This window comes from Stenotrophomonas sp. YJH_SMC_53 (assembly GCF_059369995.1).
Genome location: NZ_JCAFTF010000009.1, coordinates 1 through 23,403 on the forward strand (window position 1 = coordinate 1; position 23,403 = coordinate 23,403).

Here is a 23,403-nt window from a genome sequence, read left to right on the forward strand (position 1 = left end):
AGGCCCGAGCGACTCGGCCAACTCCACGGCTTGGTGCTTGAACTCATCGGTGTAGCTACGACGGGTGATACGGGACATAAGGGACCTCCAGGTGCGATCAAAGTATCGCTTCTTGGCGTCCGCTGACGGGGGGCCAGATCACACGCCCCCGCAACCTCACCCCTCCCCGCCTTCGACACTCTCCCGGCACGTCCGGTAGATCCACGCCATGCGTGGATGAAGCGCTCCCGGAAACGAATGTATCGGGACGAATCTTCTGTAGAGCCGAGCCATGCTCGGCTGCGAGCAAGCGCAGCGCCGCGACCCGCTTTTCGCTCTTCCTTCTTCACTCCGTGGCCGGCCGCACGCCGGAACCTGTCCGAGGCGGGGCGGGTGGGCCGTGCAGGGGCGTTGGCGCCATGAATGGCGCCAACGAGCTTACAGGGACGTACTTGCAGCGTCCCCTGCACGGCCCACCCGCCCCGCCAACCCCATGTACCGCTCTACACGACCCGCCACGAGGGGCTCAGCCGTTGGCCGAATCCAGTAAAATCGCCGGCATGAACGCCCCCACCTTCCCCTACGACACCGCGCGCCTGAGCGAACTGGCCCAGCTGCTGATCGACAATGTCCGCGAACTGGCCCACGCCGGCTGGACCCCGGCCACCAGCAGCAACTTCTCCCACCGCCTGGACGATCGCCACGCCGCGATCACGGTGTCCGGCAAGGACAAGGGCCGCCTGATCGAGGACGACATCATGGTGGTGGACTTCGACGGCCAGGCCGTCGGCCGTCCGCTGCGCCCGTCCGCCGAGACCCTGCTGCACACCCAGTTGTACCGCCGCTTCCCGGACGTCGGCTGCGTGCTGCATACGCACTCGCCGGTGCAGACCATCGCCTCGCGCCTGTACGCGCCGCAGGGTCATGTCCGCCTGGAAGGCTACGAGCTGTTGAAGGCCTTCGCCGGCAACAGTACCCATGAAATGGCCATCGATGTGCCGGTATTCGCCAACACCCAGGACATGAACGTGCTGTCGAAGCAGGTCGATGACCTGCTCGACCGGCAGAACCTGTGGGGCTACCTGATCGACGGCCATGGCCTGTATGCCTGGGGCCGCGACATGGCCGAGGCACGCCGCCACCTGGAAGCGTTCGAGTTCCTGTTCCACTGCGAGCTGGAACTGCGCAGGCTGCGCGGCTGAACCCGCACGCAGGTGCAGATGCCGATCCGGAATCTGCACCTCATGCCCACCCTGCTACCCTGTCTTCCCCCCGAGACGTTCAAGCTGCCGCCATGAGCCGACTGCGCATCTACGACGACACCCGCCCCGAATCGCCGCTGCTGGACACCCAGGACGGCGCGGTCATTGCTGCCGAGCTGCAGAAGATCGGCGTCACCTTCGAGCGCTGGCAGGCCACCGCGCCGGTCGCACCGGGCGCCAGCCAGGAGGAAGTGTTCGCCGCGTACCGCGCCGACATCGACCGCCTGGTGGCCGAGCGCGGTTTCAAGAGCGTGGACGTGGCCTCGATCGCCCCGGACAACCCGAACCGCGCCGAGCTGCGCAAGAAGTTCCTCGACGAGCACTTCCACAAGGAAGACGAGGTGCGCTTTTTCGTCGCCGGCTCCGGCCTGTTCACCCTGCACGTGGGTGACAAGGTCTATGAGATCGAGTGCGTGAAGGACGACCTGATCGCCGTGCCCGATGGCACCACCCACTGGTTCGACATGGGCGAGGAACCCAGCTTCGTGGCGATCCGCTTCTTCACCGAGCCCGACGGCTGGGTCGGCCATTTCACCGGCACCGACATCGCGCAGAAGTTCCCTCGTTACGTACCCACCCAGGCGTCCTGATCCATGCAAGCCCGCGTCATCCTGACCGACATCGAAGGCACCACCAGCAGCATCTCGTTCGTCAAGAACGTGCTGTTCCCCTATGCGCGCAAGGCGTTGCCCGCGTTCGTCGCCGAACATGGCCAGCAACCGGAGGTCCGTCGCTGGCTGGACGCGGTCGCCACCGAGATCGGCGGTGCCTGCCAGGACAGCCTGGTGGCCGAGACGCTGCAGGGCTGGATCGACCAGGACCGCAAGCACACCGCATTGAAGGCGCTGCAGGGGCTGATCTGGGACGAAGGCTACCGCCGTGGCGACTACACCGCGCACTTCTACCCGGAAGTGGCGCCGGTGCTGAAGGGCTGGCACGCTTCCGGCCTGCCGCTGTACGTGTACTCCTCCGGTTCGGTGCCGGCGCAGAAGCTGTTCTTCGGTTTCAGCGACGCCGGCGACCTCAGCCCGCTGGTGTCGGGCTGGTTCGATACCGAAGTCGGCGGCAAGCGCGAGGCCGACAGCTACCGCCGCATCGTGCAGGCCATCGGCGTACCGGCCGGCGAGATCCTGTTCCTGTCCGATGTGGTGGAAGAACTGGATGCCGCCCGCGAAGCCGGGTTGCAGACCCGCCTGATCGATCGCCTGGATGATTACCCGATGCCGCGTACCGGCCAGGCCGCCAACGGCCACGAACGGGTCGAGAATTTCCAGCAGATCCAGCTGTAAGCAAGAAAAAGGGGACGGAGGGGATTAAGTCGTTTGTGGCACACATGGGCCACAAACGACTTAATCCCCTCCGTCCCCTTTGTTGCTCAACGGTCGTTGAGGGTCTTCACCTTCAGCGCTTCGCGCAGGGTAACCAGATCCACCGGGCCGCGCACCGCGATATCATGTGTTTCGCCCGGCAGCAGGTCCAGCAGGTTGTCTTCGACCTGCACATCCAGCGCGCCGAAGTCGATCCACGCCGCGCGCACGTACGCCGCGCTTTCCAGCCGCAGACGATAGTGGTCCCCTTCAATGGACAACGTGGCCTTGAGTTTCTGCCGCGGCAACAGCTGGTCCTTGGCCTCAACGAAACCGACCACCTGCCGCGCGCTCACGTCGCCGTGCTGCAGCAACTCGAACACCGCCACCGTACGCGTCGGGTCGGCACCGGCCAGCAGCTCTGCATCGCTGAAATCGCCCATCGAGGTGACACCCGCCGCCACCAACGTCACCGTTTCCTCGCGACGACGCAGCACCTTCCCCTCCACGTCCATCACCCGCAGACGCCAGCGCGCTTCCAGTGAGGCGCCATCATTGATCAGGCGCACCCGCGTGCTGCCCTCGTCGCGCAGTGCCGCCACCGTCACTGGCGCGAAGAAACGCCGCGCGGCGAAGTGCAGCGCCTTCCAACGGCCGAAATAGTCCACGCTGGACCACGAGGCACCGGGCCAGACATCGTTGAGCTGCCAGTACAGCGAACCCATCGTGTATGGCCGCGAGGCGCGATGATGCAGCGCCGCCAGTGCGATGCCATCGGCCTGCATCACTTGGCTGAGATAGACGAAGTCCTCGAAGTCCTTCGGCGTGCCGTAACCCAGTTCGATGTAGTGCAGCAGACGGCTGTTGCCCTCGCCGGCCATGAATTTCTGGTGCGCGCGGATCACCGGGCTGTCGATGCGCTGTTCGGCGCGGGTGGCGATCTGGTCCACTGTCGCCACCGACGGCCACGCCTGCAGCCCGTACTCGGACATGAAGCGCGGCGTCTCGCGCAGGTAGGCCTGCACCGGCAACGCCGGATTACCCCAGACCTGCCAGTAGTGCTTGTCGCCACGCGTTGAATCGTTGGCCTTCTCGTCAAGGTCGTTGCTCGGTGAGCTGGACCAGTACGGCACGCCCAGCCCCTCCTCGCCCACTACCTGGCGCAGGTCGTTGCCGAACAGGTCGACGTAGCCCTGCCAGACCTTCGCCGCAAATGCCGGGTTGGCCGCCTTCAGGTCGCGGCCGTGGCCCCAGTCCTTCCAGGCGGTTTCTTCCTCGTTGTTGCCACACCACAGCACGATGCTGGGGTGATGGCGCAGACGGCGCACGTTGTCGCGTGCTTCGGCCACCACGTTGGCACGAAACGCCGGATCGTAGCCCGGCTGCATGCCGCCGCCGAACATGAAGTCCTGCCAGACCAGCAGGCCCAGTTCGTCGGCGATGTCGAAGAACGCGTCGTCCTCGTAGTAGCCGCCGCCCCAGTTGCGCAGCATGTTCATGTTGGCGTCGCGCGCGGCCGTCAGCACTTGGCGCAGGCGTGCGGCATCGACGCGAGCGGGAAAGGCATCGAACGGAATGACGTTGGCGCCCTTGGCGAAGATCTCCACGCCGTTGATGACGAAGGCAAAGCCCTGCCCGCCCTTGCGGTCTTCCTCGCGGCGCAGTTCGACCGTGCGCAGCCCGATGCGCTGCTCGCGCGCCAGCTCCGGCGTGCCACCTTGGTCCAGGCGGGCCTGCACCGTGTAGCGGTCCTGCGCGCCGTGGCCGACTGGCCACCAGCGCCTTGGATCGGCCAGTTCAACCGGAACCTCGATGCTGTTCTGGCCGGGCTTCAGCAGCACCGTGCGCTGAACCTGGGCCACGTTGCGGCCCTGCGGATCGCGCACATCCACATTCACCACGGCCGAGCCCGCCGCCGCGCCCTGCTCCACTTGCAGCAGCACGGCCAGCTTCGCCTGCTCCGCGCTCAATGCATCTGTACGCACCGCAAGATCGGTCAGGCGGTGAGCCTCCCAGGCCTGCAGGTCAACCCCGCGCCAGACGCCGGCGGTGACATAGCGAGGCCCCCAGTCCCAGCCAAAGTGGTAGGCCGGCTTGCGCGCGAAGTTGCCGACCATCGCGCCCTTCGGCTCATCGCCATACGGCGACGGGTAGTTGCCAGCGATCTTGTGCGGCATTGCCTGCACGCCCGGCAGCAGGGTGCGGATAGGCGAACGGAACACGATCTGCAGTTCATTGTCCCTGGCCCGCAGGCGCCCATTCACGCGCGCGCGCCAGGTCCGGTGCGCGTTGTCCGCGCGCAGCAGCGGCTTGCCGTTGAGGCTGACGTCGGCGTAGGTATCCAGACCGTCGAAGCGCAGCTCGGCATTGGGCTTGGCCAGCGTCGCCGCATCCACGTCGAAGCGGGCGCGGTACTCCCAGGCGGCCAGGCCGATCCATTGCAGTTCGGCCTCTGGTGCGCCGACATACGGATCACGGATCAGTTCGTGAGCCAGCAGGTCGGTGTGCACGCTGCCCGGCACCGTCGCCGCCCGCCATTGCTGCAGACCTGGATGAGCGGCGCCCTGCGCGTCGCCGGGCAGCATACGGAACTCCCACTGTGCCTGCAGCGGCGTGGCAGCGACCGGGAAGGCGGACGCCGCGATCAGCAGCAGGAGCAGACGGACAACGAGGGGAAGGCGATGCACGGGATGCTCCTGTCTTTCCGCCGGGCATGGTCCGGCGCTACCAATTCAACACGCCACGGTAGCGCCGGACCACGTCCGGCGAGCGCGCAGCGCGGCAGACCTCAACGCACCACGTTCAACACTTCGTAGCACGCACCCATGGTGTGGTAATCCACCTTGCCGGCCGGGCTCTTCTCGTCGCTGTACTTGCGATTGTCGGCATCGAGGATGCGGAACCAGGCGCCGTACCGGTGATCGACGAAGTGTTCCCACGAATACGCCCAGATACGCTCGTACCACTGCCAATAGCGGTCATCGCCGGTACGCTTGGCCATCAGTGCGGCGGTCGCAAGCGTCTCCGCCTGCACCCAGAAATACTTGTCGTCGTCGCAGACGAAACTGTCGCCACCGATCGGGGCGCCATCCATGCCCGGCTGCCGGCGCGACTCCGGCGCGAAACCGTAGTACAGGCCACCCCGCGTCTCGTCCCAGCTGCGCGCCACGGCCACGTCGAACAGGTGCTGCGCGGTCGGCACCAGCCAGTCGACCTGCACATGGCGGTCCAGGATCAACAACAGCTTGGCCCATTCGGTCTGGTGGCCCGGCTGGAAGCCCCACGGGCGAAACAGGTGCTTGGGGTCGTCCAGGTTGTAGTCCCAGTCGATCTCCCAGTTGGAATCGTAGTGCTCCCACACCAGGCCACCGGCCTTGGCGGCCTGGCGACGGGTCATGTTGTCGGCCAGCTGCAGCGCGCGCTCCACATAGCGCTGTTCGCCGCTGGCCTCGAAGGCGGCCAGCATCGCCTCGCACATGTGCATGTTGGCGTTCTGGCCACGGTAGCCGGTGAAGTTCCACTGCCCATCGGCTTCGTCCTTGTAGAGGCCGTGCTGGGGCTCCCAGAAGCGCGCTTCCAGCAGCTGCCAGGTCTCGTCCATCCAGGCGCGGGCCTGTTCGAGACCGGCCTTCAGTGCGCAGCTGTAGGCCAACAGCACGAACGCCACGCCGTAGCAGTGGTTCATGTCGTCCTCGACCTTGCCGTCGCGCAGGGTCCAGGCGTAACCGCCGGTGGCCGGGTTGCGGTGCCCCTCGCGCAGGTAGCGCACGCCGTGCTCGACCGCCTCACGGTACTCGGCGTTGCCGAATTCGCGGTAGGCCATCGCGTAGTTGAAGACGAAACGCGTGCTGCTCACCAGATGGCGATGGTTGGCGTCGTAGATGCTGCCGTCGTCACGGAAGTAGTGGAAGAAGCCACCGTCCGGGTCGATGCAGTGCGGGTGGTAGAACGCCATCGTGTCGGCGATATGCGCGCGCAGGAACGCGGGCGAACGGAAATCGGGCGAGGTGCTCATGCGGTAATGTCCTGTGCCTGCAGCAGCTGCTGCACTTCATCGAGCGAGGGCATCGCGGCGAACGCGCCCTTGCGGGTAACAGCCAGCGCGCCGACTGCGGCGCCGAAGCGCAGCGTGGCGGTGATCGCCTCCGGGTCCTGGCAGAAGGCGGCAAAACCGGTACCGGCGCCGCCGCGCTCCAGCAGCCCAACCAGCACGCCACCGACGAAAGCATCGCCAGCCGCCGTGGTGTCGACGGTGGCCACGCGGAAGCTGGTGACCGTGCCGTGGTTGTCGCGCGTGTACCAGTGCAGCGTGGCCGCACCGTCGGTGACGATCACCCAGCGCGCGCGCGCAGCGAGCAGGCGCCGCAGTACCGCTGCCTCGCCATCGGCACCCAGCGGCGCGGCCAGGTAGTCCAGTTCCTCGCGCGACAGCTTGACCAGGTCGGCGCGTTCCAGCGCCTGCCACAGGCGCGGTGTCGGGTCCTCGTTCGCCGGCCACAGCGCCGGACGCAGATTGAGGTCGAGGCTGACCACCGCACCAGCCGCGCGCGCACGATCCATGCCGGCGAAGGTCGCCTCGGCGATGGCCGCTTCGGTCAGGCTGTTGGAACAGACATGGAAGCACTGTGCGCTGTCGAAGCACGCCGCCTGGAAGTCGCTGTCACGGAACAGCAGGTCGGCTGCCGGCGGGCGATAGAAGCTGAAGCTGCGCTCGCCGCTGGCATCCAGTGCGACGAAGGCCAGTGCGGTCTTGGCCGCATCGGTACGCACGATGTAATCCGTGCCCACGCCGTGCTCGACCAGGCTGTCGGCCAGGAAGTCGCCGAACATGTCGCGGCCCAGCGTGCCGACGAACTGCGTCTTCGCACCCAACCGTGCGGCCGCAACGGCAACGTTGGCCGGTGCACCACCGGCGTACTGCAGGAAGGCGCGCGGCGTGTCGGCCGAGGCCGGCGGCTGCGCTAGTAGATCGATCAAAATTTCGCCGAAGCAAACGATGGCACCCATTCCGGACTCAGCCTCCCTGCGTTGCGGAGGCCGGCGTACGCGCGCCGACCAGTCCGTAGAAAATGATGTAGCCGTAGCACAGCAGCGGCAGGATGAAGCTGGCCTGCACACCGATGTGGTCGGCCAGCACGCCCTGCAGGTACGGCACCACGGCACCGCCGACGATAGCCATGATCAGCAGGCTGGAGCCCTTGTTGGTCAGCGGCCCCAGGCGCTCGATGCTCAGCGCGAAGATGGTCGGGAACATGATCGAGTTGAACAGGCCGATCGCCACCACCGAGTACAGCGCGATGTTGCCGGAGCTCAGCATGGTCGTGACCAGCAGCGCCACGTTGACCAGCGCGAAGATCGCCAGCAGGCGGCTGGGCGAGAAGCGCGCCAGCAGCGCTGAGCCCGCGAAGCGGCCGATCATCGCCATCGTCCAGTAGGCCGACACGTAGTGCGTGGCTTCCTGTTCGCTGAAGCCACCGATGTTGGGCATCGACAGGTAGTTGACCAGGAAGCTGCCGATCGACACCTCAGCGCCGACGTAGAAGAAGATGCCCAGCACGCCCAGCAGCAGGTGGCGCTTGCGCAGCGCATCCAGGTAGCTGTGGTGGTGGCCCTGGTCGGCCTGCTCGGTGGCGTCGCTCAGCGCCGGCAGGCGGAACAGGAACACGAACAGCGCCAGCAGCACCAGCGCCACGGCCAGGCCCACGTACGGTCCCTGCACGGCCTGCGCCTCGGCGGCACGGTAGGCCAGCTGCTCGGCGGCCGGCAGCGCCGCGATGTCGTCAGCGCTCTTGACAGAGTTGGACAGGATCAGCATGCCGCCGAAGATCGGCGCGATGGCCGTGCCCAGCGAGTTCAGCGCCTGCGCCAGGGTCAGGCGGCTGGAACTGGTCTGTTCCGGGCCCAGCAGCGCGACGTACGGGTTGGCGGCGACCTGCAGCACGGTAATGCCCGTGGCCAGTACGAACAACGCACCGAGGAAGGCGCCGTACACGCGCAGTTCGGCCGCCGGCCAGAAGCCCAGCGCGCCAATGCCGGCGATCACCAGTCCAGCCACGATGCCCTTCTTGTAGCCCAGCGCCGCCACCAGGCGGCCCGCCGGCAGCGACATCAGGAAGTAAGTACCGAAGAAGGTGAACTGCACCAGCATCGCCTTGGCGTAGTTCAGTTCGAACACCGCCTTCAGGTGCGGGATCAGGATGTCATTGAGGCAGGTCAGGAAGCCCCACATGAAGAAGATCGTGGTCACGACAGCCAACGCCTTGCCGTTGGTGACGGCGGGTGCGTTGCCCGAAGAACCCGATGGACGGGGCGTTGCGGAGATCGGCATGCGGTACGCGCCTCGATGCGCGGAAGGTCGTTGTTGCGTGGAAGGGGTATGCGGAAGGAATCAGTTCGGTCGTGCGGCACTGCTTTCGCGGATGCGCAACTGCACCGGCGCGACCGTGCGCCGAGGCGGCGCGTCGGGTTCGTCCAGCCGCTGCAGCAGCAGCGCCGCAGCCTGGCGGCCACGCTCGCGCGGGTCGGCGGTGAGCGTGGTCAACGGCGGTACGGCCACCGCCGCCTCGGAAATATCATCGAAGCCGGTGACGGCGAAATCGCCGCCCGGACGGATGCCGCGCGAGTTCAAGCCCAGCATCAGGCCCAGCGCGACGGTGTCGTTGTAGCAGACCGCCGCGCTCGGGCGATGGCCGTCGGCGAAGAGTTCATCGGTGCGCGCAGCCGCCTCCAGGCGGTTCGGTGCCGACTCGATCATCCAGCCCGGCGGCAGCGACAGGCCCGCTTCGGACAGCGCCTGCTGGAAACCCGCGCGGCGCTGGTGGCAGGAACTGGATGCGGCGTGGCCCCCGAAGAACGCGATCTGGCGGTGGCCGCGCTCGATCAGGTGGCGCGTGGCCAGATAGGCGCCGTGCTGGTTGTCCAGGGTCAGGAAGTCCCAGTCGGCCCCGGCCAGTTCGCGGTTGAACAGCAGCACGTTGGCATTGGCACCCAGTGCCTGCCGCAGCTGTGCGGTATCGCTGCCCTCGGCCGGCGACAGGATCAGGCCGGCCGGGGTGTGCTCCATCAGCGTGGACAGCACCGCCTGCTGTCGCTCCGGCGATTCACCCGTGCTGCCGAGCAGGGTCACGTAGCCACGCCCGCCCAACGCCTCGTCCACGCCCGATGCGAACTCGGCGAAGAACGGGTTGGAGAGATCGTTGATCACCAGCGCGATGCTCGACGAGGTACGACGGCGCAGGTTGGCCGCCGCGCGGTTGTAGACGTAACGCTGGCGGCGCAGTTCGGCCTCGACCTTGGCGCGGGTATCGACGTTGACCAGCGGGCTGCCACGCAGCACCAGCGACACGGTTGCCCGTGACACGCCGATCGCGCGCGCGATGTCGGTCACCGTCACCGCCTTGCCGGCGCGCTTGCTGGGACTGTTGCCGTTGTCGTTCATCGTCTTCCCGGACTCCGCTGGAGGCTCAAGCCTAATGGATCAGGGCCGTGTCGTGCCGTGCCGTTCGCTGGGTCAGCGCGAACGGCACAGTCCGGCTCAGCGCAGCTGGCTGCCCGGTGCCGCGCACCAGGACACCGGCAGGTCCTTCACCGCGGTGCCCCAGCCCTGCTCCGGCGCCTTCGCGTCGAGCGCGAACTGCAGGCGCGGGCCCTGCTGCAGGCGGTCCCAGTCCAGCCACACCGGTGCATGCGCCTGGCCGTCGACCCGCACACCCTGCACGTATTGCAGGCGGCGGCCATCGGCACCCGGCGCGTCGATGCGCAGGGTTCGGCCATTGCCCATTTCCACTTCGACCTTGCTGAAGCGCGGCGTGTGCAGCAGGAACTGGCCGCTGCCCGGCACCGCCGGGTACACGCCGATGGCGCTGAACAGGTACCAGGCCGACATCGTGCCGAGGTCATCGTTGCCGGTCACGCCATTAGGGGCATTGGTGAACAACTGCTGCGCGGCACGCACCACGGCGGCGGTCTTCCACGGCTGGCCGATCAGCGTGTACAGCCACGGCGAGTGCAGGTCCGGCTCGTTGTTCGGGTTGTAGCGGAACTGGTTGTAGTAGCTGTAGGGCCCTACCACCCACGCCTTGCGGGCGGCATTGAGCGGATCGGCCTGCAGCGCGTCCATCGCGAAGAACGCATCCAGGCGGCGACCGGCCTGTTCGCGGCCGTCCATCGCTTCGACCAGGCCCGGCACGTCCTGCTGCGCCAGCCACTGGTACTGCCACGCCGTGCCCTCATGGAAACCGTGGTGCGAACGCGGGCTGTAGTGGCCATCGGCCGGCGTGTACCACTGGCCATCCTCGGTGCGCGGGCGCGGGAAGCCGGTGAAACCCGTCTCGGCATCCCGCACCTGCGGGTCCCACACCTTGCGCCAGTTGCGGCCACGCTCACGCAGCGTCGCCGCATCCTGCGCATGGCCCAGGCCATCGGCCATCTGCGAGAGCGCGCAGTCGGCCAACGCATATTCCAGCGTGGCCGAACCACCATGGTGCGGATCGACATCCATGCCCTTGGACGGGAATGCGCGGTCGTAGGCCACATAGCCCTTGTCCAGGTAGGTCGGGTTGCCGGAGCGTCCGGCCATGCGCGAGTTCAGTGGCGGCGTGCCGAAGGCATTGCGGCGCAGTGCATCCCAGGCCTGCGATTCACGGCCCTTGAGCGCGCCGAAGCGCCACAGGTCGACCATGAACGGCGTGACCGGATCGCCGGTCATGATGTTGGTCTCGAAGTTGGCATAACCCCAGCGCGGCAGCCAACCGACCTGTTCGTCGATCGCCAGCAGGGTACGGCCGATGTCGCGCGCCACGTCCGGGCGGGTCAGCGCCAGCCACTGGTTCTGCGCGCGGTAGGTATCCCACAGCGAGAAGTACTCGTAATAGGTCCAGCCATCGGCGCGGTGGATACCGTCGTCATAACCGCGGTAGCGGCCGTCGGCGTCGTTGCCGGTCATCGGCTGCAGCAGTGCGTGATAGACCGCGCTGTAGAACACCGCGCGGTCGTCGGCAGTGCCGCCCTGAACACGCACCCGGCCCAGCTGCTCGCGCCAGGACTGCTGGGACAGCGCACGCATGCGGTCGAAGCCGAGCAGCACCCCATTCTGCATGCCTTCTGCGCGCAGGTTGGTGCGCGCGCCTTCGGCATCCACGTGCGAGATCGCGCTGACCGCCGTCACCGACTGGCCCTTGGCCAGGTCGAAGCTGAGCCAGGCGCCGTTCGGCTTCTGCTCGCCTTCCATGCTGTGGCGCGCGCCCGGCAGGCCACCGCCCTCACCCCAGGTGCCATGCGCCTTGAACGGACGGTCAAACTCGATGCGGAACCAGGTGGTGTACTGGTGGCCGCCACAGAAGCTCTTGGTGACCAGTTTGCCTTCCACCACACGATCGCCGACCACATCGACCACGCTGCCGATCACCGAATGGCGCTCGTTGGCCTGGCCGACATTGACGAGCACGTGGCCATCGCCGCTGGGCTGGCTGAAGGTGTAGCGCTCGGCGGCGGCACGGGTGCGCGCGGTGGCTTCCGCATCGATGCCGCCGTAGCTGGTCAGGCGCACCTTGTAGTAGCCGGCCTGGCCGACCTCACCATCGTGGGTGTAGGTCGATGCGTAGGCCTTGTGGTCGAACTGCTTGGCATTGCCGGTATCGAAATCGCCGCCCGGACCGATCGAACCGGTCACCGGCAGCACCGACACCTGGCCACCCTGCTCCCAGCAGCCGGCGCCGGAAATGAACGAATGACCGAAGCCACGGATCTTCTCGTCGTCGTAGCGCCAGCCCGAATAGTGGCTGCCGATCGGGCTGACCTGGATCAGGCCGAACGGCGCCGACGCGCCCGGGAACGTATTGCCGTCGTCCTTGCTGCCGATGAAGGTATTGACCTCGCGTTCCAGCGCGGCCGGTGCGGCCTGCAGCAGCACCGGCACTGACGACAGCGCGAGCAGGCAGGCCAGGCGCACCAGCGGGCGCGAGGACAATGGGACGGCGGGAGCGGACGGCACTGGACGCATGTCGGGTTCCTGTAGTCGATGACGCGGAGGCAGACGGCCGGGGCCGTCCGGCACCGTTCCGCTGAGCCCTGCCCTGACCTGCAGAGAGCTCCCCCTGGAACGACGCCCGACCCACCAGACCGTGAATTTAGATCGATTCAAGTAGAGCATGCAGGTTCAGCCGAATGCATTCTGCGGCGCAGCATGAGATGGGGTGTTCGGCAGGGCTGCGCCCTGCACCTGCTACGAGCTGGAGCAACAGCAACCGCAACAGCAGAAGCAACAGCAGAAGCCGGTTTCCTGTGGGGAGTCGGGGTGGGTCCGGTTGCGGGGGACGCCGTAAACCCGTCCCTGGGGGCTTGGCCGCGGCATCCATGCCGCGGACACCCCCGCAACCGGACCCACCCCGCCTTCGACAGATTCTCGCGATCTGCAACGGATCAACGCCATGCTTGGCTGAATCTCTGACAGATAACGAAATCAATTGGGGTCAGATCCGTTTTCCATAGGAAAACGGATCTGACCCCATGCCGTTCCACATTCCGTCGCCAGGACAATCCAACCGTCACCGGGAGGCTGTCAAAGGTGGGGCGGCGTGGGCTGGCAGGACCGTTGGCGCCATGGATGGCGCCATCGAGCCCCCATGGACGGGTTTACGGCGTGTCCTGCCAGCCCACACCGCCCCGCCAAACCAGCAGAAAACCAGAGCCGCTTTGGCTTTGGCTTTGGCAGTTGCCGGCCAGCGGCCGGCACTACCGCGGGTGCAGGGCGCAGCCCTGCCGACCCACCCTCCCCTGCGCACGAAAACGATTTCACTGATTTCAGCAAACCGTCATCCCTTCGCCACGCCAGTACCATATTGCGCAGCAGCATGCGCCTGCGGGCGACCCGTGCTAAAAATCGCCCGCCCATCGCTTAGATCGATCCAAGACGACGCTGCGATGGCCGGGAGTTGGGGGAGCAGCAACAGGACGTACCAGGCCACGCGCGCGGCGCCACTGGCAGTTGCTTGGCGACAGCGACAAAGTCACTTCAAATTAGATCGATTCAAGTTGTCCGTGCCACGTCACCGGATCAATCCATGAGAGAGGGAGAGATGGGAATGAAGCATTCAACACGTACGCATGGCCAGGACGCATTGTCGTTGGCCATCGCGCTGGCCTTGGCCGCCGCCGTCATTCCGGGTGGCGCCGCCGCGCAACAGGCCGCTTCCACCGGCTCGCAGGACGCCACCACCCTGGACAGCGTCCAGGTCACCGGCTACCGCTACGCCATTGAAAAGAGCCTCGAGCAGAAGCGCGACGCCAACGCGGTGGTCGAGGTGATCACCGCCGAGGACGTCGGCAAGTTCCCCGACAAGAACGTGGCCGACGCACTGCAGCGCGTGCCCGGCGTGGTCATCACCCGCAGCGGTGGCGAAGGCAAGAGTGTCAGTGTGCGCGGCCTCGCGCCGGACCTGACCCTGACCCAGTTGAACGGCAACTTCGTCGCCTCGTCAGAGACCAACAACGAAGCGACGCGCTCCTTCAACTACACCCTGCTGCCATCGAACATGTTGTCCAGCGCGGAGCTGTTCAAGTCGCCGGAAGCACGCATCGACGAAGGCGGCATCGGCGGCACGGTCATCCTGCATACCCGCCGCCCGCTGGACATGGAATCCAACTCCGGCTACGTGAACCTGGAGGGCACCACCTCCGATACCAGCCACGATGTCGATCCGCAGGCGTCCGCGCTGTACTCGTGGCACAGCAAGGATGAGCGCTTCGGCGTCCTCGTCGGCGTGACCCAGCAGAAGCGCACCACCCGCACCATGGAAGCCAGCACCGAGGACTACCAGTGGTACGGCAATGGCACCACGGCCCGCGATGCCAACGGCAACCTGCTGGAACAGGATGGCATCCACTACTGGTGGGGCCAGTCCGGCTTCAACAACCAGGCTGGCAAGAACTACAGCGAATTCTTCATGCCGACCTCGGTGAACTTCGCGGTGAAGGAAGAAAAGCGCGAGCGCAAGGGCGGCCAGCTGACCTTCCAGTTCAAGCCGGTCGACAACGTCACGATGACCGCGAACTACTTCCGCTTCGAGCTGCAGGGTGACTACACCCAGAACATGCTGAAGGTGCCGGAGTGGAACCTGGCCCGCTACAACCAGGACGGCAACTGGGCCGGCGGCCGCCTGCTCAACGGCCTGGATTTCGACCCGAGTGGCAGCATCGTCACGGGTGCGCAGTACCAGAAGCTGGCCGGAAAGACCTATTACTGCAGTGAGGAAGAAGCAGCGGCAGCCGGCCTGGAACCCGGTGGCTGGGGCCCGGACGACTGCACCATCCCCACTCCGCAGCTCACCGGTGGATACAGCAAGGAAAAGGCACTGTCGCAGACCGCCGACCTGACCATCGACTGGGATATCAGCCCGCTGTGGAAGGCCTCGTTCACCGGCGGCCGCACCTGGTCCGAAGGTGGTCCGTCGATGAATTTCCGCATGTCGGCCAAGCCGCGCCGCAAGGTTGGCAACCAGTGGCAGTCCGGCAACCAGTACACCGCCTGGGACCTGACCGGCACGCCGTCGGTGCAGTTCTCGCCGGACCTGCAGCAGCAGTTGATGGCGGGCGTGGCCGAAGTCGATACCGGCTCGACCGATTCGTCGTGGATGCAGACCGAGGTCAAGCAGAACTACTTCCAGGCCGACGTCACCAAGCTGTTCGAGGCCGGCTGGCTGGATTCGATCCAGTTCGGCGCCAAGTACCGCGATGGCAAGGTCCACCGCAACACCGGCAACACCTATTGGGTGTGCCCGGGCCTGGATCCGTCCGACTATGACAACAACCGCTACCAGGCCGGTTGCGATCCGACCGCAGGCGATGCGCAGCCGGGCTTCTTCCTGTCCAACCCGATCAGCAACATCACCGGCGCGTTCAACGCCAACGTGTTCCCGGGCATCAACTACCCGGCCTACATCGACTACCTGAACAAGACCTACGGTGGCTCGCACAACCGCACCGAAGAAGACTTCGTCTACGACGTCAACGAGAAGATTTATTCCGGCTACTTCCAGGCCAACTTCCGCACTGAGCGGGTACGCGGCAACATCGGCGTGCGCGTGGTGCGGACCAAGCAGTTCGCCCAGTCCAGCGATTCGGTCGAGCGCTTCAACGACTATTTCGTCGACAACGCCAGCGGCGCGCCGATGAGCTGCGATCATCCGGCCGCCGACCCGAACCTGCGCTGCCAGGGTGGCTTCGTCCGCCTGCCCGACCCGCAGGTGCGCGACAAGGTGTATGCCCTGTCGTCGCTGGAAAAGACCTATACCGACGTGCTGCCCAGCTTCAACATTGCCTGGGACATCACCGACAACCTGGTGCTGCGTGGCGCGGCGTCGAAGGTGGTCGCGCGCCCAAGCTACACCAGCATCGCCTATCCCGGTGGCCTGCGCTACATCAGCGAAGAGTACGCCAACGACCGCCGCGTCACCGGCGGCACCGACACGCCCGGCTGGTACGGCTCGGGCAGCAACAAGGCGCTGGAACCGTTCAAGGCGGTCCAGTTCGACCTGGGCCTGGAGTGGTACTTCAAGCCGGGCGCGGTCGCAGGTGTTTCGCTGTTCCGCAAGAACGTGGACAACTTCACCGTGCCGGTGGTGCGCGACCAGCAGATGAACGTCGGCGGGCAGTCGGTCACCGTGCAGAAGTACGAGACCCAGGCCAATGGCCGCGATGGCGTGTCGCAGGGCGTGGAACTGTATGGCCAGTACACGTTCGACTTCGGACTGGGCGTGCAGGCCAACTACACCTACAACGACACCAACCTGGCCTCGATCGTGCTGGATGGCGAGGAAATCGGCTCCTCGCCGCTGGTCGGCAGTGCCAAGAACCAGGCCAACGTTACGGTGTTCTACGAGAACGACAAGTTCCTGGCGCGCGCCTCGTACAACCGTCGTGGTGAAGTGGTCGGCGGCCTGAACAATGGCATGACCACCTACACCAAGCCTTACAGCCAGCTTGACCTGAACGTGGCCTACAACCTCACCCCGGACTGGACGGTGACCGCCGCCGTACTGAACGCCACCAAGTCCGAGCTACGCAGCTACATCGGCAACGACAGCCAGGCCCGCCTGCTGTCCAATCTGTACGCCGGGCGCCAGCTGTATTTCGGCGTGAACTGGAAGTTCTGAGGCAGCGCCGGGCCTGGCCCGGCGCAGTCTTACCCGCCCCGACGGGAATGGTCCTCCACGGCAGCCGCGCTGGTACAGGCGGCTGCCGTTTTCATTTGCCTGCACCGCCGTTCAGCCACCTGCTTGACCCTGCCATCGTTGGAAGGTGCACACTGGTTTCACCTCACGAGCACCGAAGGAGCTACAGATGGAATTCCATGTTGACGGCATGACCTGCGGCGGCTGCGCGCGCAGCGTGACCCGCGCGATCCAGCAGATCGATCCCAGCGCCAGTGTGGTGGCCGATCCGCCGACCGGCCTGGTCAAGGTGCAGACCACCGCATCACAGGAGCAGGTGTTCGCCGCGCTGAACGATGCGGGATTCCCGCCGCGCACTGCCTGATCCCCTGCTTTCTGCCACAGCGGAGCCCGCCCCCTGCACTGTCACTGGGCGGGCTTTTCCTGCACGCGACATGGAAACTCAGCGCTTGCGCGCGCGCCGCCGCACCGCGCCGGTCTTCGCTGCATCGACCGGCGGCGGGGCCTCATCGTCTTCACCCAGCCGCTGCAGGATCGGGCATTCCGGGCGCTCATCGCCGGCACAGCAGCGGATCAGCGATTTCAGCGTGTCGGCCATCTGCCGCATGTGCTCGATGCGCTGTTCCAGGTCGGCGATGTGCTGCTCGGCCAGCTGCTTGACGTCAGCACTGTGGCGCGACGTGTCGTTCCACAGGCCCAGCAGGTCGCCGATCTCGGCCACCTGGAAGCCGAGATCGCGCGCGCGGCGGATGAAGCGCAGGCGATGGATGTCGGCCTGCGAATACGCCCGATAGCCTGACTCCGTTCTATCCGCCGCAGGAATCAGGCCGATCTGTTCGTAGTAGCGGATCATTTTCGCCGACACGCTGGAGGCCTTGGCGGCATCACCGATATTCATGCGATTCTCCTTCAGTGGGTCGCAACGGCGGCATCCGCCATCGGCGGCTGGAAGCGGCGCAGGCGCAGTGCGTTGCCCAGCACGAACACACTGGACAGTGCCATCGCACCGGCCGCGAACACCGGCGACAGCAGCACGCCCCAGACCGGGTACAGCACGCCGGCGGCCACCGGAATCAACGCGGTGTTGTAGGCGAACGCCCAGAACAGGTTCTGCCGGATGTTGCCCAACGTCGCCTTCGATAGCGCAATGGCATTGGGTACGCCCTGCAGGTTGCCCGACATCAGCACCACGTCGGCCGATTCCACCGCGATATCGGTGCCGGTGCCGATGGCCAGGCCGACATCGGCCTCGGCCAGTGCTGGCGCATCGTTGATGCCGTCACCAACGAAGGCGACGTGGCCGTGCGTGGCCTTCAGCCGGCGCACCGCCTCGACCTTGCCTTCCGGCAGCACCTCGGCCACCACTTCATCGATGCCGAGCTGGCGCGCGATCGCCTTCGCGGTCCCGGCGTTGTCGCCGGTGATCATCGCCACCTTCAGGCCCAACCGATGCAGTGCCGCGATCGCTGCCGGGGTGCTCGGCTTGATCGGATCGGATACCGCGATGATCGCGGCCAGGCGACCGTCGATGGCGGCATACAGCGGCGACTTGCCCTGCGTGCCGAGTTCCGCCGCCAATGCTGCGAATGCAGTGATGTCCACGCCCAGGTCGCGCATGAAGCGATCGGCACCGACCTCCACGCGTGCACCCTCGACACTGGCCCGCACGCCCATGCCGGTGACCGATTCGAAGTCGACCATGCCCGGCAACGTGATGCCCTGCCCGGTCGCGGCATCAACAATCGCGCGGGCGATGGGATGCTCCGAGCGCGACTCCACCGCGGCCACTGCCGCCAGAACCCTGTTGCGATCGAAGCCGGCAGCAATCTCCAGGTCGGTCAGGCGCGGGCGGCCTTCGGTCAGCGTGCCGGTCTTGTCCACCGCCACCACCTGCGCGTCCTTCAGCAGCTGCAGTGCTTCGCCCTTGCGGAACAGCACGCCCATTTCGGCGCCACGACCGGTTCCGACCATGATCGAGGTCGGCGTGGCCAGGCCCATCGCGCACGGGCAGGCAATGATCAGCACCGCCACCGCATTGACCAATGCAAAGCTCAGTGCCGGCGATGGACCGAAGATCAACCAGACCGCGAAGGTCGCCAGCGCGGCCAGCATCACCGCCGGCACAAACCACAACGTGACCTTGTCGACCACCGCCTGGATCGGCAGCTTCGAGCCCTGCGCCTGTTCGACCATGCGGATGATCTGCGCCAGCAGGGTCTGCGCGCCCACGGCCGTGGCCCGCACCGTCAGTGCGCCCTTCTGGTTGACCGTGCCACCCACCACGCTGCTGCCCGGCAGCTTCTCGACCGGAATCGGCTCGCCGCTGATCATCGATTCATCGATGTAGCTGCGGCCTTCAACCACCTCGCCATCCACCGGCACGCGCTCGCCCGGGCGCACTTCCACCAGGTCGCCGCTCTGCACTTCATTGATCGGGATGTCGACCGCGCGGCCGTCACGGATCACATGGGCCACCTTGGCCTGCAGGTTGACCAGGCGCTTGATCGCTTCAGAGGTGCGGCCCTTGGCCCGGGCCTCCAGGAAGCGGCCGAGCAGGATCAGCGCGACGATCACCGCCGCCGCTTCGTAGTAGACGTTCACCGTGCCCGGCGGCAGCAGCCGCGGTGCAAAGGTCGCTACCACCGAATAGCCGAACGCCGCGGCGGTGCCCACCGCCACCAGCGAATTCATGTCCGGCGCCAACCGCAGCAGCGCCGGGAACCCCTTCTGGTAGAAACGGCGGCCCGGAATGGCCAGCACCAGCGCGGTCAGCACGAACTGCAGGTACCAGCTGGCCTGCATGCCGAGGGTGGACATCACCCATGCGTGCATGCCGGGAATCAGGTGCGAGCCCATTTCCAGTACGAACACCGGCAGTGCCAGCGCGGCCGCCACGATCAGGTCGCGCTTCAGTTCGGCGCGCTCGGCATCCTTCTTTTCCGCAGCCTGGTCATCGGACTGCACACCCGCCTCGATCACACGTGCGTCATAGCCGGCCTTGTCGATCGCGGCGACCAGCGCAGCCACGTCCGCCATGCCACGCACCGTGGCGCGCTCGGTGGCCAGGTTGACGCTGGCCTGGCTGACGCCGGGCACGGCCAACAGCGCGCGTTCGACACGGCCCACGCAGGAAGCGCAGGTCATGCCTTCGACCGCCAGTTCGGTGGTCGCTGCGGGCACGTCATAGCCCACCCGCTCCACTGCCTGGACAAGCGCCGCGCGATCCACCGGGCCCGACGGACGAATGTCCGCCCGCTCGGTGGCCAGGTTCACCGAGACACTGCCCACGCCCTCGACCTTGGACAGTGCTGCCTCGACCCGGCCTACGCAGCTGGCGCAGGTCATGCCCTCGATGGGCAGGCTGATGGTGGAGGGGCTGGCGGGGGCGGCAGCGGCGCGCGGCGTGCTCATGATCGGATTCCCGGGTTTCCTTCTGGATGCGGACAGGCTAAACCTTGCCATCGTGGGAAGGTCAAATCCAGCCTGTCCGCATGCCTGAAGGGGGCGCCGCCCCCGGTGTTCCGTTTCCGCATCCACGCATGGCGTGGATCTACCGGCGGAGGCCGGTCTCCTCAGAAGGTGAACACATACTCCAATGCGAACTCGCGGCCGACCGCGCTCAGCAACCGGGTCGGGGCGAAGTCATAGTCCAGCTTGTACGGGTCCTTGTGGTTCCAGCTGGCCGAATTGAACACGTTGTTGACGTAGACATTGACCTTGGCGTGCTCGGTCACCTGGTAACCCACGTTGACGTTCCAGGTGATGAACGGCCCGACCCGGCCGAAGTAACGCGAGGTCTGCTGGCCCGCGTTGGGGTTCGGGTTCACCGAGCCATCCGGCAGCTGTGCCGGTTCCAGGCAGTTCAGCGACGGACTGTCACTGGGCACGTAGCCGTCGGCGAACGGCAGGCAACCGCCGGGATTGTCCAGGCGATCGGTGCCCCAGTGATAGCGCACGCCCGGCACCGAACCCACGCGGTCGGCATAGACGTTGGCGTTCCAGTTGCCGCGCTGCCAGGCCAGGCTCGCGCGCAGCTTGCTGCGCAGGTCCCGGTCGCGCCGTTCCGGGTTCGGATCGTTGGCGTAGCGCTGTTCCTTGGTCGAGATCTGGTTGGTGTAGTTCAGGCCCAGCTGGAAGCTGCCCCACTGCGCGGTTTCCAGGCGATAGCGTGCAGTCAGGTCGATACCGCGCACTTCCCGGCTGGCCAGGTTGAACGGGCCGCGCTCGATCGACACCAGCCGGCCGCTGCTGTCGCGGTTCACGCGGGCCAGGATGCCGGCGCAATAATCGCCACCGGCCGGATTGGCCCACGGCGTGCCATCGATGTTCTTGCCCGTCAGGCAGCCGGCCTCGCTGGCCAGCACCTCGTCGGCGCCGACGTCGACGATCATGTCTTCCAGCTTGATCGCCCAGTAGTCGGCGCTGACCGACAGGTTCGGCATCACGTCCCAGACGAAGCCGACCGTCCACGAATCGCCGGTTTCCGAACGCAGCAGCGGCGTGCCACGCCGGTTCACGTCGAAGGTGTACCAGACATCGGTGTTGCCCACGCCACAGTTGTTGACCAGGTAGGCACCGCTCTGGATGCAGCGCAGGCGGTCATAGGTCTGCACTTCGGAACTGCTCGGCTGGCCCAGCAGATAGTGCATGTCCGGCGCGTGGAAACTGGTGGCGTACGAGCCACGCACCAGCAGCGATTCGACCGGGCGCCATTCCAGGCCGACGTTCCATGTGGTCTCCTTCTGGCTGCCGATATCCAGCGCTTCACTGCTGTCATCGGCCTTGTAGTTGCCATAGCGGTCGTAGCGGGCGGCCGCGGTGGCCGTCACGCTCTCCAGCAGCGGGATCTTGAACTCGACGCCGGCCGAATAGCGGGTGCGCTCGCCGCCACCGCGATCGACGTTCTGCAGGTCGAAGTCGATGCCGGCGCGCGGGTCCGGGCTGAGGTGATAGCCCTGCTGCGCGACTTCGGCCACGGCGGCGAACGAGATCGGGCCGGCCCAACCCTGGAACAGTTCGCCGGTGATATCCGCCGAGGCCTGGTTGACCCAGGACGTTGCGCGATTCTTCGCGACGGTGCCCATCTGCCAGTACTGGTCTGGCGTCAGCGGATTCCACCAGCGCGATTCGTTCAGTGCATAGATCGCCTCGCCATCGGCGGTGGTGCCCAGCTTCGGTCCCAGGAAGTAGTCGTACGACTTCTGCTTGTCGACCACGTTCTGCCTTTCCTCCACCCGGTAATACGAGCGCCCCACCGTAGCGCTCCAGTCGAAGCGGTCGGCGAGGCGGCCACGCAGGCCGGCGCTCCAGTCCCAGGACAGTTCGCGGTTGGTGTTGCGCAGGGTGTCCAGGCCGCCGACTTCGTTCGGGGTGAACTGGCGCACGCCCAGGATCGGGCGGTTGCGGTTGGCATCCCAGTAGTAGCCGTTGTCATCGTCGATCAGCGAGACGCCGGGTGGATTGGTGCCCCAGATCGCTTCGGAGCGGTACACCGCCAGGTTGGTCCAGGCCTGCAGGTCGCTGCTGAAATCGAAGGTGGCATACAGGTTGCCGGACACGTTCTCGGCACCACCGGTCAGCAGCCAGTTGGCGTAGTCGGCACTCATGCCGCACAGGCGGCCGGTGTTGGTGATGCGGTTGGCGGCGTAGTTGTAGACCAGTCGATCGGCCGTGTAGTACTCACCGTCGAACTTCTCGCAGGTACCGGTGGGCGGCGCCAGGCGCTGGCCCGTCGTCGGATCGATCAGCGCCAGCCCGGCCGTGGGTCGGAAGCCGACCTTGCGCTGCTCCATGTTCCAGGACGCATACGGCGCATCATCGGCATCGTCCATCTGCGGGCGGTCGCGGCCGAACAACGGATCGCGCTTGGTGTACTGCAACGCATAGGTCACGCTCCAGTTGTCACCCGTTTTGCCGCCGGCCCATGACAGGTCCCAGGTGTCGCGCCCGCCTTCGGTGGAGGTGCCGCCGCGCACGCGCACTTCGTCGCCGTCGTAGTTGGTTTTGAGGATGACGTTGACCACGCCGGCGATCGCGTCCGAACCATAGATGGCCGAGGCGCCGCCGGTCAGTACTTCGATGCGTTCCACCGCTGCGGCCGGAATGTTGCCGTAGTTGGAGAAATTGGTTTCACCGCCATACGGCAGCGGGTAATCGGCCACGCGACGGCCGTTGACCAACAGCAGCGAGCGGTTCGGGCCCATCCCGCGCAGGTTCAGCCCGCTGGCATTGGGCGTGTGCGAACCCCACTGCGAGGCGGCTTCGACGGTACCGGTCGCTTCGGTGAGCGTCTTCAGCGCGTCGTACACGCTGACGAAGCCCTCTTTCTGGATCTGCTGCGCGGTGATCACGTTGACCGGGGCCGGACCTTCGACCGCGGCGCGCTTGATGCGCGAACCGGTAACGGTGACCGCGTCCAAGTCCTTGGTGGACGAACTGGCCGCTTCCTGTGCACCAGCGGCCAGGGGAAACAGGACCAGGACCAGTGCCTGGGACAGCAGGTGACGACGCTTGCGAACGGACTGAGCCATGGGTGATTGCTCTTGGAAAGTGTGGACGCACGGACGGGTGGTGGCGTAGCACGACGGCTGATCCGGGTACCGGGATCGGTTCACGACCGTCCCAGCCCCTCCCCTGTGGATCGATCCAAACTAAAGCACAGCTGAACCGCGCCGGGCATGCGGCGAT

14 protein-coding genes are annotated in these 23,403 nt (G+C 66.2%); 5 read left to right on the top strand and 9 right to left on the bottom strand.

Annotation, left to right across the window (positions count from 1 at the left end; translation table 11 throughout):
• Positions 1-539 precede the first annotated feature (539 nt).
• The 3 genes from AC5P7X_RS14825 (at position 540) to mtnC (ending at position 2,530) form a co-directional block, all read left to right on the top strand.
• Positions 540-1,181: a methylthioribulose 1-phosphate dehydratase gene (locus tag AC5P7X_RS14825; protein WP_005416352.1), complete on the top strand. Its 642-nt coding sequence runs from the start codon at positions 540-542 to the stop codon at positions 1,179-1,181.
• 92 nt (positions 1,182-1,273) lie between these two features.
• Entirely contained in the window at positions 1,274-1,831 is a 558-nt protein-coding gene (locus AC5P7X_RS14830; protein ID WP_021204389.1) for a 1,2-dihydroxy-3-keto-5-methylthiopentene dioxygenase, read from the top strand.
• Between the two features lie 3 nt (positions 1,832-1,834).
• Positions 1,835-2,530 carry an acireductone synthase gene (gene mtnC, locus AC5P7X_RS14835; RefSeq protein WP_053500748.1) on the top strand — a complete coding sequence of 232 codons (696 nt, stop codon included), beginning with the start codon at positions 1,835-1,837 and terminating at the stop codon, positions 2,528-2,530.
• 86 nt (positions 2,531-2,616) lie between these two features.
• On the opposite strand, the gene AC5P7X_RS14840 is transcribed toward mtnC, so the two are convergent.
• The 6 genes from AC5P7X_RS14840 to AC5P7X_RS14865 form a co-directional block, all read right to left on the bottom strand.
• Positions 2,617-5,235 carry a beta-mannosidase gene (locus tag AC5P7X_RS14840; RefSeq protein ID WP_070490453.1) on the bottom strand — a complete coding sequence of 873 codons (2,619 nt, stop codon included), beginning with the start codon at positions 5,233-5,235 and terminating at the stop codon, positions 2,617-2,619.
• Positions 5,236-5,336: 101 nt separating this feature from the next.
• Complete coding sequence (locus AC5P7X_RS14845) at positions 5,337-6,563, bottom strand: AGE family epimerase/isomerase (RefSeq protein WP_329842598.1); 1,227 nt, start codon at positions 6,561-6,563, stop codon at positions 5,337-5,339.
• A complete protein-coding gene (locus tag AC5P7X_RS14850; RefSeq protein ID WP_138953590.1) occupies positions 6,560-7,555 on the bottom strand; it encodes a carbohydrate kinase family protein in 996 nt (331 codons plus the stop codon). Before AC5P7X_RS14850 ends, AC5P7X_RS14845 begins: the two co-directional genes overlap by 4 nt.
• Before the next feature lie 7 nt (positions 7,556-7,562).
• Positions 7,563-8,876, bottom strand: a complete 1,314-nt coding sequence (gene fucP, locus AC5P7X_RS14855; RefSeq protein WP_495215071.1) for an L-fucose:H+ symporter permease — start codon at positions 8,874-8,876, stop codon at positions 7,563-7,565.
• Between the two features lie 60 nt (positions 8,877-8,936).
• Entirely contained in the window at positions 8,937-9,986 is a 1,050-nt protein-coding gene (locus AC5P7X_RS14860; RefSeq protein WP_053500739.1) for a LacI family DNA-binding transcriptional regulator, read from the bottom strand.
• A 96-nt stretch (positions 9,987-10,082) separates the two neighbouring features.
• On the bottom strand, positions 10,083-12,548 hold the full coding sequence (locus AC5P7X_RS14865; RefSeq protein WP_372486251.1) for a GH92 family glycosyl hydrolase: 2,466 nt from the start codon (positions 12,546-12,548) through the stop codon (positions 10,083-10,085).
• Positions 12,549-13,623: 1,075 nt separating this feature from the next.
• Here AC5P7X_RS14865 and AC5P7X_RS14870 point away from each other — a divergent pair.
• Together AC5P7X_RS14870 and AC5P7X_RS14875 are read left to right on the top strand one after the other, a co-directional pair.
• Entirely contained in the window at positions 13,624-16,698 is a 3,075-nt protein-coding gene (locus AC5P7X_RS14870) for a TonB-dependent receptor (RefSeq protein WP_495215117.1), read from the top strand.
• A gap of 187 nt (positions 16,699-16,885) precedes the next feature.
• Complete coding sequence (locus AC5P7X_RS14875; protein ID WP_005416342.1) at positions 16,886-17,080, top strand: heavy-metal-associated domain-containing protein; 195 nt, start codon at positions 16,886-16,888, stop codon at positions 17,078-17,080.
• A 78-nt stretch (positions 17,081-17,158) separates the two neighbouring features.
• Here the strand turns inward: AC5P7X_RS14875 and cueR are convergent, their stop codons facing one another.
• From cueR to AC5P7X_RS14890, 3 genes are all read right to left on the bottom strand, one after another.
• Complete coding sequence (gene cueR / locus AC5P7X_RS14880; protein WP_188248180.1) at positions 17,159-17,614, bottom strand: Cu(I)-responsive transcriptional regulator; 456 nt, start codon at positions 17,612-17,614, stop codon at positions 17,159-17,161.
• A gap of 11 nt (positions 17,615-17,625) precedes the next feature.
• A complete protein-coding gene (locus AC5P7X_RS14885) occupies positions 17,626-20,127 on the bottom strand; it encodes a heavy metal translocating P-type ATPase (RefSeq protein ID WP_206620078.1) in 2,502 nt (833 codons plus the stop codon).
• Positions 20,128-20,288: 161 nt separating this feature from the next.
• On the bottom strand, positions 20,289-23,246 hold the full coding sequence (locus AC5P7X_RS14890) for a TonB-dependent receptor plug domain-containing protein (RefSeq protein WP_253135579.1): 2,958 nt from the start codon (positions 23,244-23,246) through the stop codon (positions 20,289-20,291).
• Positions 23,247-23,403 lie beyond the last annotated feature (157 nt).

Bases quoted from the DNA above. Each gene is read 5' to 3' on its own strand.
- AC5P7X_RS14830 (WP_021204389.1), top strand. From the start codon at position 1,274: ATGAGCCGACTGCGCATCTACGACGACACCCGCCCCGAATCGCCGCTG.
- AC5P7X_RS14860 (WP_053500739.1), bottom strand. From the start codon at position 9,986: ATGAACGACAACGGCAACAGTCCCAGCAAGCGCGCCGGCAAGGCGGTG.
- AC5P7X_RS14850 (WP_138953590.1), bottom strand. From the start codon at position 7,555: ATGGGTGCCATCGTTTGCTTCGGCGAAATTTTGATCGATCTACTAGCG.
- cueR (WP_188248180.1), bottom strand. From the start codon at position 17,614: ATGAATATCGGTGATGCCGCCAAGGCCTCCAGCGTGTCGGCGAAAATG.
- AC5P7X_RS14865 (WP_372486251.1), bottom strand. From the start codon at position 12,548: ATGCGTCCAGTGCCGTCCGCTCCCGCCGTCCCATTGTCCTCGCGCCCG.
- AC5P7X_RS14885 (WP_206620078.1), bottom strand. From the start codon at position 20,127: ATGAGCACGCCGCGCGCCGCTGCCGCCCCCGCCAGCCCCTCCACCATC.
- AC5P7X_RS14870 (WP_495215117.1), top strand. From the start codon at position 13,624: ATGGGAATGAAGCATTCAACACGTACGCATGGCCAGGACGCATTGTCG.
- AC5P7X_RS14875 (WP_005416342.1), top strand. From the start codon at position 16,886: ATGGAATTCCATGTTGACGGCATGACCTGCGGCGGCTGCGCGCGCAGC.
- AC5P7X_RS14845 (WP_329842598.1), bottom strand. From the start codon at position 6,563: ATGAGCACCTCGCCCGATTTCCGTTCGCCCGCGTTCCTGCGCGCGCAT.
- mtnC (WP_053500748.1), top strand. From the start codon at position 1,835: ATGCAAGCCCGCGTCATCCTGACCGACATCGAAGGCACCACCAGCAGC.
- AC5P7X_RS14890 (WP_253135579.1), bottom strand. From the start codon at position 23,246: ATGGCTCAGTCCGTTCGCAAGCGTCGTCACCTGCTGTCCCAGGCACTG.
- fucP (WP_495215071.1), bottom strand. From the start codon at position 8,876: ATGCCGATCTCCGCAACGCCCCGTCCATCGGGTTCTTCGGGCAACGCA.
- AC5P7X_RS14825 (WP_005416352.1), top strand. From the start codon at position 540: ATGAACGCCCCCACCTTCCCCTACGACACCGCGCGCCTGAGCGAACTG.